Genomic DNA, 14795 nt, shown 5'->3' on the forward strand with positions numbered 1-14795 from the left:
CCGGGCACATACGCCGTGAACCTGACGGTCACAAACCCCCATGGCAACGACACCCTGCACCGCCCCGCTCTCGTCACGGTGGGACCCCATCTCCTCCGCGCCAACTTCTCCGCCAATGCCACGACCGGGGTGGTCCCCTTTGCCGTGCGGTTTGCCGATGCCTCTGCGGGTTTCCCGGCCTCGTGGTCGTGGGAATTCGGCGACGGGAACATCTCGTCGGACCGGAACCCCCTGCATATCTACCGCAAGCCCGGCACGTACACGGTGAAACTCACCGTCTCCCGTGGGACGGAGAACGCCTCCTTTGAACGCTCCGACTACGTCGCCGTGACAGCACCCCTGGTCCTCTCCTCGTCACCCGTACCCCCGGAACGGGAGGTGGAGGTGCGGAATTTTACCTATCAGGAGCGATCAGCATAGATTATTAGATCCGATCACCCATACGTCTATAATGCGCAGAGTCTACTATCGCTTCCCAACGCGCTTTGACCTGAACTTCACCCTGAGTTCGCCATTTGGGCAGGCCCTCAGGTACGTTGCGGCCCTCCACCGCACCCACATCACCTGCCGGCAGGGTGATGACCTCCTCAAGCGCGACCTCCTCCTTGAGATTGCTGACGACAGGACGCGGTTCCTCCCCCTTGACCTCATCCCCACCCTCGCCACCGAGGTGACCGAGTCTGCGGATTTCAGGTTCTCGGTCCATGAAACCCTCCTGCGGGCAGAAGGCCGACGTCCTGTCTCTGAGAACGTATTCCTGATGCGGATCGTCGACCGCGGCCCGCAGTCTGAGGTCTTCGTCGTCAAGGAAGGCGTGACCGGTTCGATGGATGCGGTGGACGTCCGTGAGATCCTGAAGGGTGCCTGCGAGTGAGCCTCCAGATCACTGTTGCGGCCCCCTTCAAGCAGATGCATAAGGGGGAACTGGAGAAAAATCAGTTCGTATTTTTTCTTGCCCTGGACAGGAAGTGGCTGAACGTCGAGCAGGCGAACACTGTTCTCCGCCGGGGAGAATCTACCGGCCTTCTCTGTGTGAAGGACGGGAAGGTCGTCCCGCTCTTTGATCTCTCGTCGGTAACGGTCCCTCTCGGTTTCAGGCCTGGCCCCGAGGTCGTCGAGGCTCCCGATCCGCTGCGTGACCTCGTCGGCAGGATCGCGTCGTCGACCGGGAAGGACGTAAACGAGGTGACTGCCGAGATGAATGGGGTCATCGATGAAGAGTTCGACGGCAAACTCCAGCCTGCGGCTGCAGCCGTCATGCTCGCCCGCAGGTACGGTGTTGCATGGCAGGATCTCCTGCCTGCTCTCCGTGAGAGTGTTCTCCAGAAAAAATAGATTTTTTTAGTTCTCTGCAGCCGCTTCGCCGCCCTTGCCGAGGAGCGCATCAATGGGCTGCGCCCCGTACTGGGCGACGACGGCGTTGATCTGGACGAAGTCGGCGCTGATCTCGTTCCCGCGGACCGACTTTCTCCTCCTCTGCCCCTCGTGCTCCGGGTGGAAACCGACGCCTTCGGACAGGAGGATGCGCCTGCGGCCTGCGCCCGGCAGGTCCTTCCTGGCGGCGATACCGGTCCTGTCAGAACCGCCGGTGATCTGGATGGTGTAGCCGGCGAGGCCGAGGGGTGCGCCGTCGACCTCGTCCCCGATCTTCTTCCCGATCAATGCCGATGCGGCCGCCCCGCTTGCTTCAATATTGTAGGCGCGGCCCGCCTTCCTGTCAGATACGACAACCTTGAAATCAACCATTATCTCTGACTCCTTCTCATCCTGATGATATCAGACGTGACTATAAAATAGGATGATACCTATATTAAAACTACTTCCCCCAGAAGGGGTTCTCCTTTCTCCGCATCTGGGTGTACTCCTCGAGCACCTCGCGCATCCCGGGCTTGAGGGTTCCGAGCATCTCCTTTTCGAGCACCTTGACATGGTTTTCGGGGATCTCAACGTACAACTCGTCTTTCTCGTTGATCTGCCTGCCGACCGTCGCCCCCTCGATCGAGACGGCGACCTCCGCGCCTGCGTCGGCATCAGGGACGTTCTCCCCTCTGATCTGAATATTTTTCAACTGTCCAATCCTCCTGCCGTCCCTGCGCATCAGGTAGACCCCGCCCCGCAGTTTCCCGCCGAGCACCCTGATGCCGACGACGGCGGGGTTGCTCTGCCTGAAGATACACCCTTCAAGGATCGTGACCTTTGCCGGCAGGATGATGTGCTCGAAGCGGGCCGCTTCGATCTTCCTCTTCTGGTCTTCGACCCACTCGGTGTAGTCCTCAATGAGCTGGTAGATGACGTCCCCTGTGAAGACCGTCACTTTGTTTGCAGGGTCTTTGAGGATGTCGAGGGCGTCGGGGAGGATTGTGGTGTTGAAGGCGAGAAGGACTGCGTTGAGGGGCTCCTTGACCGTCCCGACCTCGATGAGGTCGTGGCGCGAGACCGGGCCGACCTCGGCCTTCATGATGGGGATGTGGTGGTCTTCGAGTTCCTTCGCCAGCGCTTCGAGGGCGCCGATGGTGTCGGCCTTGATGGTGATGCCTTCTTCGGAGAGAGCGACGTGGATCTCCTCGACCTCCCGCCTGACCTCCTCGTTGACACTTTCGAGATCTTCGGGCGCCGGGATCACCCGCAGGGGCGATCCCGCGATGACCCCTTCGAGGTGGGGTGCGGAGACCTTGGTGCCGGCGGCGGCGGTGACCGACTTCACCCGCTCAAACCTGTCTTCGACGAGGATCTCCGACATCGGCCGCGGCTTGAGGAGAGACCGTACCTTCGGGTTGATCACGCCGTCGGCTGTTGCGACCGCGATCTCGTCCCCGACCCTGAGGGTACCGTCATAGAGGATGACGTCGAGGGTCACGCCAAGGCCCCGTTCCTCTTTCACCTCAAGGACTGTACCCTGTCCGGGTCCGTTGACCGAGACGGCGAGTTCCTGTGTCATGTAGCGCTGGGCAAGCCCGATGAGCATGAGGAGCAGGTCGGGCACGCCCTCGCCTGTGATCCCGGAGACCGGGACGATGGCGATGTTGCGGGCGAAGTCGCTCACCCGGTCGTACCGCTCACAGTTGAAGCCCATCTCCGAGAGTTTGCCGATCAGTTCGTAGGTCTTCGTCTCGAAGGCCTGCTTCACGTGGTCTCCCTGTGCCTCGAAGGTCTTTTTGAAGGGGGCTTTTGTGTTCACCCTCCAGCCGTGGATCTTGTCGATCTTCGTCGCCGCGACGACGAAGGGTGTCTTGTAGGTCCGCAGGATCTCGAGTGCCTCGATGGTCTGCGGCTGGAAGCCCTCGTTGATGTCCACCACAAGGATCGCCATGTCGGCAAGTGCGCCGCCGCGGGCCCTGAGCGTCGTGAAGGCCTGGTGGCCGGGGGTGTCGATGAAGAGGAGACCGGGGATGTTGATCTGCAGTTTCTGGAAGGCCCCGCCCATCTTAGCGATGGCGTCGAGGGGAACCAGCGTCGCTCCGATATGCTGGGTGATCGCGCCGGCCTCCCCGGAGGTGACCGACGATCCCCTGATATAGTCGAGGAGAGAGGTCTTCCCGTGGTCGACGTGCCCGAGGACGCAGACGATTGGCGTCCTGATCCCGGATCCCTCTGTCTCCTGTGATTGTTTCTTTTTCTTGGCCATTTCCTGATCCCCTGTCTTCCCTGTCTGACGCACCGGACACGGGTGGTGCCTCGATATCTGGCACTCTCCTCGTGTCAGGCATTGATTCGCCGTCGCTTTGGGAAAAAACCTGTCCACTGTCGATGACGGGTTTTGACTATATTAGGACATCTCACACTATTAATGCTCTTCCGCGTCCGCGCACGCACTGCATGCCGGTGTACCGGCGCCGTATCGGGTGCACTCCCGTCGTATCTGCGATAAGTTAATCAGTAGTGCCAGATAACATTGTAGAGGTATTTGCCGGGGTAGGGTAGTCGGTCATCCTAGGGGACTGTGGATCCCCCGACCCGGGTTCAAATCTCGGCCCCGGCCTTCTTGTTTTTGGACTGTTCTCGGGTTTCTGTGCGTATTGTTTCTGTGTTGATCTCGTGGCTGTTTTGACTCCGGGGAATTCCTCATGCTCGGGTCGATGTATTCTCTTTGATCTTAGATGCATGAACGACGGGCTCCGAAAAATTCCTGTTCCAGAGTGCCTGTGCCGGGGGACTATAGGGGGAAGGCAGTGGATCCGCGCCCACACTCCGCGGGGCGTGCCGTGAAAAAAAAGAGATGAGCCTTTTTTCATGCCTGCGGCGCCGCAGGTGTGTCCTGCGCCGCCTGGTGATGGGTGAAGCGGTACATCACTGCGAGCACTGCCGGCATCACCAGGATCGCTCCCAGGAGGGAAAACCCGACGGAGATAACAGTTACGAGCCCGAAGTTCGAGATAATATTGAAGGCCGAGAGAGTGAGCGCCGAGAACCCGGAGACTGTCGCCAGACCGGAGACGGTGATCGCCATCCCGATCTTCTGGACGGCAGTCTGGATCGCATCGTAGAGGTCGAGACCCCGTGCGAGTTCCTCCTCGAACCGTTCCATGATCAGGATCGTGTACTCCGAGGCCACGCCAATGGACATCGAACCAAGGGTGGCCGTCATCGGGGTGTAGTCGAGGCCGAGCAGGTACATGATCGCCCCGTTCCACCCGACGACCATGACGATCGGGATCAGGGGGGTGATGGCGTTGACCCGCCGGTAGACGAGCAGGAGGAAGGCAAGGATGAGGATGAACCCGGCGATGACCATCATCGTCTTCGACCTGTCGATGTCGTCCATCACGGCGGCGAACATGTCGGTGCCCCCGGTCACCTTCACCTCAATACCGGGCGGGGCCGGATACCAGGCCGCCTCTTTTATCAGGTTCTGGATCATGGTTCTCGCGGTCTCCACTGTCATATCCACCGTTGAGAACTCGATCACCGTCTCCATATTCCCGTTGAGGTAGCGGTCGCGTGAATCCTCAGGGACCTGCGAAAGAACCTCTTTCACCTCCCCCTCGGTGTCGGGCAGCACGCCGTTGTTGTATTGTTTGATCAGGGTTACGATGCTCGTCGCACCGGTCATCTTGTCGTTCCGTTCCTGTTCATATGCTGTGAACCCATCGATCCACCGGAGTGTATCCGCGCTGAGAACGTTGTCTCCGGTCACGACCACCGGAATCGAGGTCGTGGAACCCATGGTCCTGGTCACCTTCTCCATGTCGAGGAGGGCTGGCATGTCGGAGGGGACGAAGGTGTTCTCATCGGCATTGATGGGCACTTCGGCATCCATCTCATATCCCACTACAGCGACGAGGCCGAGGATCAGCAGGATCGGGACCGGGTTTTTTGCGATGGCAAGGGCAACTCTGCTCAGTGCGTGGTTGTAGCGCTCGATCAGGGAACCGAAGGAGCCTTCTTTGTGGGCCGGTTCGGTCTCGCACCCCTTCCAGTTGAGTTCGCAGGCCTTCACATCGTCAAGTTTTCCCTTCTTCTCCTTTACCTTGTACTTCGTGATGACCCCGAAGAGCGGCACGATGACCAGGGCCGCCAGGTAACAGCAGGTCACACCGATGACACAGGTGATCCCGAAATCGGCGATCATCGGGATTGGGGCGAAAAACATGGCGATAAAACCGCACACAGTCGCAAGCATGGCGATCAGCACGGCCCACCCGCATTTGGTGACCGTTGCCTTCACCGCGTCCGGGATGGTGCCGTGCTGCATCTCCTCGTCAAAGCGTGCGTGGATCTGGATTGCATAGTCGATCCCGATCCCGATGAGCACCGGAAAGGCCCCGACGACAGTCATGGAGACTGGAATGCCGAGAAGTCCCATAACCCCGAAGGTCAGGATCACGCCTCCTCCCACGATTACGACCGGGAGGAGGTGGTACCTGACATGCGAGAAGAGGGTGCCGACGACAATGAGCATCAGGAGCATTGCCGCGAGGATGAGAATACTCATGGAAGATCCTATCTCCTCCTCCATCTCCTGAGCGAATGCCGGCGTGCCTGAGAGGGTGACCGAGAGACTGGCGGGGGGTTCGGAAACGGAGACAATCGTCCTGATACTGTCCAGTACCTGTTTCTGGACATTGCTCTCTGTGCCCGGATCCAGCGTGATGACCGAGATCGTCATCATCGAAGACGGCAGGTAACGTTCCAGCATCTCTGCGGGTACCCCGCTTTTGATGGCGCTTACCTCCGCGCTGGAGGTCGGCAGGATACCGCCGTTGGCCCGTTTCATCAGATCGGTGATACCCGAGACGGAATTGATATATTGCTCGTTTCTGATGTCATCTTCGATTTCTGCGATGTACGCGAGGACGTCCGGGTTGGTGACGTCGTTGCACTCGAAGATGAGCATGATAGCGTCTGAACCATAGGTGTCCTTATAGTGGGCAAGCAACGCTCCTCTTGGTGTATCTTTGTCGATATACGTGTCGTCGCCCGTTTCCATGCTCACCATCGAGAGGCCGAAGAGGGCGAGCATGAAGACAGCTGCGACAACTCCCAGGACGGCGAATGGACGTTTTGTAATGGCTCTTGCAAGGAGCTCATAGGGTGATCTCATGGGTGTCTCCTGTGTTTTTTGTGTGCGGTTCTGGATATCTCTGCGTATTCTCAGGGCTGGATGCAATAGTCGGCGATGATCTGGAGGGTCATCAGGTCTGCGACTTCCTGGTCGCTCATACCCGCGACCGGCACGCCCCACTCACGGGCGACCTTGCGCAGGTGTGCGGGATCGGTGATCACGCACTCTTTCCCGGTGTTCTCTGTATGGAGGAGGACGTCCCGTGCGTGAGGGGGGAAAACATCCCTGTCGGGCCTCTCCTCCATACTCTGGAGATGAAGAATCTCGACGACGGCCTGGCAGACCGGGGGCGGGGTGAACCCTGCCTCTTCCCAGATACGTGCGGTTTCATAGCAATATGTCCCCCCACGGGAAGATTCTGCTGAGAACTTTTTTCCGTATGTCTGGTTTGTTTCCTGTATTTCCTGCGTTCGGGTCATCGATGTTTCCTGATCATCACGCGGTTCGCTGCTATATCAGTCTGGTGCAACTGGGGGGAGGTTCATCTCTGGGTCCTGTGTGGTCCGGGGCCGCCGCATCAGGATGGTCCGGGTAAAAAAAGGTTCCTGGTATCCCCCGGGGGTCAGCATACCCCACTCTGCGATTTTATTGTGGAGGTGCACCTTGCAGGAGTTGCAAATGAGATACACTGAAGGGCGTGTGGCACGAACAGGTGGGCAATGACAGACGAGATCGTCCTGCAACTCCGCACCCTGGGGCTCACAGAATACGAGGCAAGAGTCTACTCCACTCTTGTCGGCCTTCGGAGGGCGACGGCGCGGGAGATCCACGAGGCAAGCAAGGTGCCGCGGGGCCGGATCTACGAGATCCTTCACGACCTGGCGCAGCGCGGTTTTGTCGGGGTGGAAGACGGTTCGCCCTCTCGTTATCATGCCGTCGACCCCGACGAGGTGATCGACCACCTCAGGGACAAATACCTCGCCTCCCTGGAAAAGACGAGGGCAGATCTCAAGAACCTCTCATCTGCCGTCCCTATCCCGCCGCCGCCCTTCTACATGCTCAGGAGCGACTGGGCGATCGAGAATCAGGTCTTGTCTTTTTTCAGGAAGGCGAAGGAGCGCATGGTCCTCATCTGCGAGGGCCCCTCTTTTCTCAGGAAGAACCAGAAGGTCCTGAAGGCCCTTCAGAAGAGGATCGATCTCTATGTCCTTGTGAGGGACAGGGAGGCATTCTCCGGGATCGACCTCCCTCTCTTCGAGGGGACTGGGATTGTGGCCGAACTCCTGGCCCGGCAATCACCCGCTGCTGTCCAGACGCAGCAGGAGTGTTTCATCCTGATCGACAACGGCGAATTTATCACCGTTGGGTCCTCGGGCACTGAGAGGTTTGCGGTCATCGGGTCTGAAACCACCTTCATGAGATATTTCCTCCTTTCCCTGATAGAGCATATGGAGGGGTGACGCCGTGCCGTCCCCGTCGTGATCCTTCCCCTGACTGCGCCAATATTATATCCCCCCATGAATATAATGGGCCCCAGGCTTCTGCCGTGGTCATGCCACGGTGAAGGAGAGTTGATGTATGATGGAAGACGGACCAAGAGGTGCGATTCTCCAGCGCGACAGGAAGACCTATGCGATCGTCCCGAGGACGCCAGCCGGGATCATCGCCCCTGAAGACCTGGAAAACATCGTCAAGGCGGTGCGACGGTATACTATCCCGGTCATCAAGATGACCTCCGGACAGCGGATGGCACTCGTCGGGATCAAGGAAGAGGATGTCGACAATGTCTGGAAGGAACTCGGGATGACTGTCGGCGAGGCGACGGCGCCCTGTCTCCACTATGTCCAGACCTGTCCGGGGACAGAGACCTGCAAGTACGGCGTGCAGGACTCTCTCGGCCTCGGCCTGAAACTCGAGGAGGTGAACCAGGACCTGAACCTCCCGGCGAAACTGAAGATGGGGGTCTCCGGGTGCCCGCGCTGCTGCGGTGAGAGTTATGTGCGGGACATCGGGCTGATCGGGACTGCGAAAGGGTGGACGGTGACCTTCGGCGGGAACTCGGGAGGACGCCCCAGGATCGGCGATGTGGTGGCAAAGGACCTCCCGGCCGATGAGGCCGTCAGCATGGTACGGCGCCTCCTCGAGTACTACCGCGACAACGGGAAACCTGGTGAGAGGACACCGCGTTTTGCTGAAAGGGTCGGAATCGAGACGGTGCGTGCCGCCATGCTCGGCCTGGCGCCGCCCCAGGTCTGACCTCTGCCTGACCTCTCGAATCTCACTTTTTCCCCTGACCCATGCGAGTTATCTACCATGCTCCCCCCATACTCCCTGATGACCGACGGCGATCGCACCCTCGTCTCAGGCGCCGATCAGGACTTTCTGGAGGAACTCTCCGAGTATCTGGACGTCCTCGGGAACCCAACGCGCCTGCGTATCCTGAAGATCATTGAGCGCACGCCGCGGGATGTGCGGGAGATCTCGCGGGCCATCGGGACGAGTTACGAGAATACAAAAAAGCACCTTGACAGACTCCTCCTCGCCGGCCTCGTGAAGAAAGAGGCGGGGTTCTCGGGGGAGACCGCGACCGGTGTCCACCCTGTCTGGAAGTATTCCCTGGTGCCGGGAGGTCTGGAAACGGTCATACAGAACCTCGGGATCTTCGGGAATCTCGGGATCGCGGCCGACGCGCAGGGGGTCTCTCTCCGCCTGCGGGAGATGAAGGACCGTGTCGTGGCGGCCTTCTCCGGCGGCACGCCTGTTGTCCTTGTCGTCGGCGGTCCCGACGACGGCCGTGCCTTCCCTCTCACCGGGGCCCGCTGTGCCGTCGGCCGCGAGGACCCGGACGCCGCCGCCCGTGAGGGGTGCGTGATCTCCCTCTCCGCCGCGTATGCGGCCGTCACCCGCGTCTCCCGTCCTCACTGCCTGCTGAGCCTCTCCGGCGGTGTCTGGCATGTCGAGGACCGCGGGAGCACGGGAGGGACGGCGGTGAATGCCGTCCCTCTCCGGCAGCACGAGCGCCGCCCCCTTGCCGACGGCGACCTCATCGACCTCTCCCGCGGCCCGCAGGGTGCACGCCTCCTCTTCACCGTCCCCCTCCCTGACGATGATCAGGATCGCCCGTCTTAATAGCCCGGACTTCCCACCTCATTGCATGCGGTGGTGGATCATAGCCTGCGTTCTTCTTCTTGTCCTCTGTGCCGCCCCGGCGCTGGCGGCCCATGACACGCCCGGGAAGGGTCCACGTGGGTCGGGCGGAAATACCAGCGCCTCCGATGATCACGGCCAGGCGACGGCCCCGGGCCAATTGAAGGAGGAGAAGACGCCCGTGCCCGATCCCACTCCTGTAGTCATGCCCGAAACGGCGTCGCCCACCCCTCTTCCGATGTCAGTGCCTGAGGCGACGCCGCCGCCCCTGCCGCCCTCCCTTCCTGCCACCCCTGCCGAAGAGAACCCGGAATCTGTGGAGACCGCGCCGACAGATGCATACCTGCGTGCGGCGACCGGCGAGGGGAGAGGCCCGCCCTGGACCGGGGAAGGCTTCGACCCTCTCATTGCGGCGGTTGCCGGTGCGGGTGCGGCGGCGGCAGGAGCGTACCTCCTCTACCGGATCAGGAAAAGAAAATCTGATCTCGACAGCGACCGCACGGTCCTCCTTGCCCCGGACGCCGTCGCAGTCCCGGGTTTTCCCCCTACCCTCATGGAAAAGTACAGCGACGTCTCCCCTGTCGGCACGGGGGGAACGGCGCAGGTCTATGCGGCCGTCAGGCGCACCGACGGGGAGAGGGTCGCCGTCAAGGTGCCCCTCAGGGCCGACGAGGCGACGGGACGGTGCTTCCTCAAGGAGATAAGCCTCTGGAAGGAACTCGTCCACCCGAATATCGTCCGTGTCTGGTCGGTGAACATCCTTCCTGTGCCGTACGTGGAGATGGAATACCTCGACCGGTCCCTTGCTGGCCTCGCAAAACCTCTGCCGCCGGGTGAGGCCCGTCGCATTGCGTCCGGCATTGCGGAGGGCCTTGCCTGTGCCCATGCCCGCGGCATCGTCCACCGCGACCTCAAGCCCGGTAACATCCTCCTTGCCGCGGACGGGTCGCCGAAGATCGCCGACTGGGGGCTCGGTCGCGTGCTCGGCGACGGGGACGAGACCACCGCCCCGGGCTTTTCTCTCAGGTATGCCGCTCCGGAACAACTCGCGCCCGGCCGGTACGGCCCTGCCGGTGCACGGACAGACCTCTACCAGCTCGGTGTCGTGCTTTATGAACTCCTGACCGGAAGGCTCCCGTACGAGGGGGACGGACCCGGTGAGTACTCGGCCGCTGTCCTGGAGGGGACGCCGGTCCCTCTCTCGAAGGTCGACCCGGCCCTTGCGGGGTTCGACTCCCTCCTCCTCCGGTGCCTCGAAAAAGACCCGGAGAAGAGGATCTCATCGGCCGGGGAACTCCTCGCCGCACTCGGGTCGGTGGAATACTGAACCGATCGGTTCAGGTTCTGAACCCCCTCCATTTTGTGTATTTATCAGCCCTGCCCCCGACCCCTGATGTGCAGCTGTCGGGAGACCGGCGGCACGGAGGAGAGACATGAAAGGAAAACTCATGATCGGAGCGGCCCTCCTGCTCTGTCTTGCCCTCGTTGCGGTGGCCCCGGCCGTCGCATGGGGCGGTGCAGGTGGTTTTGGCGGCGTCGGCAAGGCCGCATGGCAGAACAGTGCTCAGGAGAATGTGTCTGCGGGCACCTGTCCCTGCGGTGAGGACGGCACCTGCCAGCAGTACCAGTTCAGGGGCCAGTCCCGTGATGGCACCTGCACCGGTGCCGGCGTCTGTGACCAGACCCGGACCTGTCAGCGGATCTGCTGGACCTGAAAATCATACCTCTATTTTTTCACCCTCTCCGTGCCCCTGACCTCGCGGGCGATGGAACAGAAGTACATCCTCCCGGCGAAGCGCACGAAGGTCCGGGAGACCTCGACCTCGAAGACGGTGCCGTCCTTTTTCCTGTGGACCGAGACGACCCTCTCCCTCTTCCCGGGCTCGGCCCTTGCCCACATCTCCTCCCACTGCGGTGCGGTGACCGAGGGGTTGAGGCCGAAGATGGTGACTGCGAGGATCTCGTCCTGATTGTAACCGAGGAGACTACATGCCGTCTCGTTCGCCTTGTAGATCCTGCCGTCCCGGTCAAAGAGGATGATCGAGTCTGAGGCATGGTCGAAGGCGAAGGTGGTGAAGAGGAGTTCGCGTTCGATCTCATCCTTCTCCGCGAGCACCTCCAGGAGCGTCCTGTTCGCTTCCTGGATCCCGGTGGTCCGCCCGGCGATAAGCCGCTCCATGTTCTCGTGGTACTGCTCCAGTTGTTCCCTGCACTGCTGCATTTCGGTGATATCGAGGCCTGCCAGGTGGTAGCCGCGGGCTCTCCCCCCCTCCCCGAAGATGCCCCTGACCTGCCATCTCTCCCATCCGAGGGTGCCGTCTGTCCTCACCGACCTGACCTCCAGGGAGGCGGTCGGGTTCTCCGGGGTGAGGGAGATGAGTGCCGCCCGCATCCGCTCCCTGTCGCCGGGCGGGAGGAGGGGGAGGAAACGGAACCCTGTCAACTGCTCCTGCGTCCGACCGGTATGCCTGCAGAATGCCTCGTTGACGAACTCGAGGGTGAGGTCGGGTTTTGTGTGGAGGACGAAGCCGGGGATGTCCTCGGCGAGTGCCTCATAATGTTGCTGCGAGGTCTCCAGCGCCCTGGCCAGATCCCTGTATGCGGTCTCGTCGATGAGCACGATGGCGCACCCCTCCTTTCCCGTGTCGAAGACGACCGGGACGAGGTGGATGCGGAGGTGGCACTGTCGTGCGCGGATCGCGGTTGTGACCGTGAAGAGTGCCTGTGTCCCCTGCACTGCCTCCCGGCACCTTTCCCCAAACTCCGGCATCGTGAAGAGGGGATAGGGGAGGTCCTGGACTTTCTCCCCGTACAGCACCTCCAGCGGGCATTCCAGGAGGGTAAGGGCGCTCTGACTCACCATCACCACCTCGTTCCTCGCGTCGACGACGACCACCGGGTGGAGGGAGAAGTGAAGGAGGGCGGAGACCGGCATCCTCCGTGCAAGGAAGCATGTCTTTGCGGTTCCGACCTTCCTGATATCGACCTCCCCTTTCTGGACGAGCATGTCCAGGTGCTTTGCGGCCGTGTTCCTGTGGAGGCCGAGGGCCTCCGCGATCTCGGTGATCGAGAGCCCTTTCGGGTGTTTCCTGAGGAGTTCCCTGATCGCGATCGTGTCTCCTGTCCTGTCTGCTCTGCCGGGCATATGCACTGCATATCTGTTGTGCAGAGTGAAGATTTATCATTATCTATCATGTAGATCAGTACCTATGCACAGCAGAATGATCCGGGCTGGTCCGGGAGGTGGTGCTGATGGCAGAGACATTTGACGTGAAACTTGCCGGAAAGGTCTACATGCCCGACCCCGCGTACCGGGAACGCTCCTGGTTCGGAGAGTGGGAGACGGCGTACAAACGTTATCTCGACGACCCCGAGGGCTTCTGGGCAGGGATAGCCGGCGAACTGGAGTGGTTCGCACCCTGGCAGACTGTGCGGGAGTGGAAAAATCCGTACGCCCGCTGGTTCACGGGTGCGAAGTTGAACATCACCCACAACTGCCTCGACCGCCACGCCGCCAGCGAGCGGCGGAACAAGGTCGCCCTGATCTGGCGGGGCGAGGACGACGAGAACGAGCGGGTGCTCACCTACCGCCAGCTCCACCGCGATGTGATGCGCTTTGCAAACGCCCTCAAGAGCCTTGGCGTCGGGAAGGGGGACTGCGTCTGCATCTACATGCCCCTCGTCCCCGAGCAGGTCGTCGCCATGCTCGCCTGCGCCCGGATCGGTGCGGTGCACAGCATCGTCTACGGCGGTTTCGGGGCATCGGCCCTCAACACCCGTATCCGCGATGCCCGGGCGAAGATCGTCATCACCGCCGATGTCGGCTTCAGGCGGGGCAAGAGAGTGCCCCTGAAGACCATCGTCGACGAAGCGGTCGTGAACGCACCCTCTGTCGAGAAGATCGTCGTGCTGCGGCGGACAAAACCCGAGATCGAACTCTTCTCCGAGATGGAGGTGGACTTCGAGGAGATCATGGCGGCGGCAGCGCCGCACTGCGAACCCGAGGTGATGGACGCGGAGGACCCGCTCTTCATCCTGTACACGAGTGGGACGACAGGCACACCGAAGGGGATCGTCCACACCTCTGCCGGCTACATGGTCGGTGCCTACTACACGACGAAGTACGTCTTCGACCTCAAGGAGAACGATGTCTACTGGTGCACCGCTGACCCCGGGTGGATCACCGGCCACTCGTACATCGTCTACGGGCCCCTTGCCGCCGGCGCCACCGTACTCCTCACCGAGACAACGCCCGACTTCCCCGACCCCGGCATCTGGTGGCGGATCATCGAGGACTTCGGCGTGACCGTCTTCTACACCGCCCCGACGGTGATCAGGATGTTCATGCGGTTTGGCGAGGAATGGCCGGCCAGGTCCAACCTCGACACCCTCCGCGTCCTCGGTTCAGTCGGCGAACCCCTGAACCCCGAGGCCTTCGAATGGTTCTACCACAATGTCGGGAAGGACCGCTGCCCGATCGTGGACACCTGGTGGCAGACCGAGACAGGGATGCACATGATCACGACCATAGTCGGCGAACCGATGAAGCCGGGTTTTGCCGGCAGGCCTCTCCCCGGCGTGGTGGCCGACGTCGTCGATCGGGAGGGCAACCCGGTCCCGCCCGGCATCGGCGGTCTCCTGGTGATCAGAGAGCCCTGGCCCTCCATGATGCGGACCGTCCACAACAATGACGAGCGCTACCGGCAGTACTGGACGACCATCGACTCCATGTACACCGCGGGCGACCTCGCGGTGAAGGACGAGGACGGCTATATCATGGTCCTCGGCCGTGCCGACGACATCATCATCGTCGCCGGGCACAACATCGGCACCGCCGAAGTGGAGTCGGCCCTCGTCTCTCACGAGGCGGTCGCCGAGGCGGCGGTGATCGGCGTCCCCGACGCCGTCAAGGGGCAGGCGGTCAAGGCGTTCGTCATCCTGAGACAGGGCTACAGACCAGGCGAGAAGTTGAAGGCCGACCTCACGTACCATGTGCGGATGAGCCTCGGCCCGATCGCGATGCCGGCCGCGATCGAGTTCGTCGACTCCCTCCCGAAGACCCGGAGCGGTAAGATCATGCGGCGCGTCCTGAAGGCGAAGGAGATGGGTATCGATCCCGGAGACATCTCGACCCTGGAGGACTGAA

The 14795-nt window shown here is 61.4% G+C and carries 14 protein-coding genes and 1 tRNA gene; 10 read left to right on the forward strand and 5 right to left on the reverse strand.

Annotated features, from left to right (window positions below):
• The 3 genes from Q0520_RS05215 to Q0520_RS05225 all read left to right on the forward strand — a co-directional run.
• The coding region (locus Q0520_RS05215) for a PKD domain-containing protein (protein WP_298667353.1) at positions 1 to 420 on the forward strand (420 nt) is incomplete at its 5' end.
• Between the two features lie 31 nt (positions 421 to 451).
• The gene (locus Q0520_RS05220) at positions 452 to 874 is read left to right on the forward strand and encodes a hypothetical protein (protein ID WP_298667355.1); all 423 of its coding nucleotides are present in this window, start codon (positions 452 to 454) and stop codon (positions 872 to 874) included.
• Positions 871 to 1335: a DUF2240 family protein gene (locus Q0520_RS05225; RefSeq protein WP_298667357.1), complete on the forward strand. Its 465-nt coding sequence runs from the start codon at positions 871 to 873 to the stop codon at positions 1333 to 1335. Before Q0520_RS05220 ends, Q0520_RS05225 begins: the two co-directional genes overlap by 4 nt.
• Positions 1336 to 1341: 6 nt before the next feature.
• Here Q0520_RS05225 and Q0520_RS05230 read toward each other — a convergent pair whose 3' ends face one another.
• Complete coding sequence (locus Q0520_RS05230) at positions 1342 to 1746, reverse strand: 30S ribosomal protein S6e (RefSeq protein WP_298667359.1); 405 nt, start codon at positions 1744 to 1746, stop codon at positions 1342 to 1344.
• A 70-nt stretch (positions 1747 to 1816) separates the two neighbouring features.
• Complete coding sequence (gene infB, locus Q0520_RS05235; protein WP_298667361.1) at positions 1817 to 3625, reverse strand: translation initiation factor IF-2; 1809 nt, start codon at positions 3623 to 3625, stop codon at positions 1817 to 1819.
• Positions 3626 to 3906: 281 nt separating this feature from the next.
• Between infB and Q0520_RS05240 the strand changes: the two genes are divergently transcribed.
• Positions 3907 to 3979: transfer RNA gene (locus Q0520_RS05240), tRNA-His, on the forward strand.
• Between the two features lie 249 nt (positions 3980 to 4228).
• On the opposite strand, the gene Q0520_RS05245 is transcribed toward Q0520_RS05240, so the two are convergent.
• The gene (locus Q0520_RS05245; protein WP_298667363.1) at positions 4229 to 6541 is read right to left on the reverse strand and encodes an RND family transporter; all 2313 of its coding nucleotides are present in this window, start codon (positions 6539 to 6541) and stop codon (positions 4229 to 4231) included.
• 50 nt (positions 6542 to 6591) lie between these two features.
• Positions 6592 to 6981: a hypothetical protein gene (locus tag Q0520_RS05250; RefSeq protein WP_298667366.1), complete on the reverse strand. Its 390-nt coding sequence runs from the start codon at positions 6979 to 6981 to the stop codon at positions 6592 to 6594.
• A 240-nt stretch (positions 6982 to 7221) separates the two neighbouring features.
• Here Q0520_RS05250 and Q0520_RS05255 point away from each other — a divergent pair, with 240 nt between their 5' ends.
• The 5 genes from Q0520_RS05255 to Q0520_RS05275 all read left to right on the forward strand — a co-directional run bounded on the left by Q0520_RS05255 (position 7222) and on the right by Q0520_RS05275 (position 11364).
• The gene (locus tag Q0520_RS05255; protein WP_298667368.1) at positions 7222 to 7962 is read left to right on the forward strand and encodes a TrmB family transcriptional regulator; all 741 of its coding nucleotides are present in this window, start codon (positions 7222 to 7224) and stop codon (positions 7960 to 7962) included.
• Positions 7963 to 8083: 121 nt separating this feature from the next.
• Positions 8084 to 8758 carry an NAD(P)/FAD-dependent oxidoreductase gene (locus tag Q0520_RS05260; protein WP_298667403.1) on the forward strand — a complete coding sequence of 225 codons (675 nt, stop codon included), beginning with the start codon at positions 8084 to 8086 and terminating at the stop codon, positions 8756 to 8758.
• A 78-nt stretch (positions 8759 to 8836) separates the two neighbouring features.
• On the forward strand, positions 8837 to 9631 hold the full coding sequence (locus Q0520_RS05265; protein WP_298667381.1) for an FHA domain-containing protein: 795 nt from the start codon (positions 8837 to 8839) through the stop codon (positions 9629 to 9631).
• A gap of 25 nt (positions 9632 to 9656) precedes the next feature.
• Positions 9657 to 10976 (forward strand): serine/threonine-protein kinase, encoded by a 1320-nt coding sequence (locus tag Q0520_RS05270; protein WP_298667385.1) that lies wholly within the window; start codon positions 9657 to 9659, stop codon positions 10974 to 10976.
• Positions 10977 to 11082: 106 nt separating this feature from the next.
• Positions 11083 to 11364 (forward strand): hypothetical protein, encoded by a 282-nt coding sequence (locus tag Q0520_RS05275; protein WP_298667386.1) that lies wholly within the window; start codon positions 11083 to 11085, stop codon positions 11362 to 11364.
• A gap of 11 nt (positions 11365 to 11375) precedes the next feature.
• On the opposite strand, the gene Q0520_RS05280 is transcribed toward Q0520_RS05275, so the two are convergent.
• Positions 11376 to 12794, reverse strand: coding sequence for a PAS domain S-box protein (locus tag Q0520_RS05280; RefSeq protein ID WP_298667387.1), 1419 nt, complete (start codon positions 12792 to 12794; stop codon positions 11376 to 11378).
• A gap of 107 nt (positions 12795 to 12901) precedes the next feature.
• Between Q0520_RS05280 and acs the strand changes: the two genes are divergently transcribed.
• Complete coding sequence (gene acs / locus Q0520_RS05285) at positions 12902 to 14794, forward strand: acetate--CoA ligase (RefSeq protein ID WP_298667388.1); 1893 nt, start codon at positions 12902 to 12904, stop codon at positions 14792 to 14794.
• Position 14795 lies beyond the last annotated feature (1 nt).

The sequence above is a fragment of the uncultured Methanofollis sp. genome (genome assembly GCF_937919355.1).
Lineage (GTDB): Archaea > Halobacteriota > Methanomicrobia > Methanomicrobiales > Methanofollaceae > Methanofollis.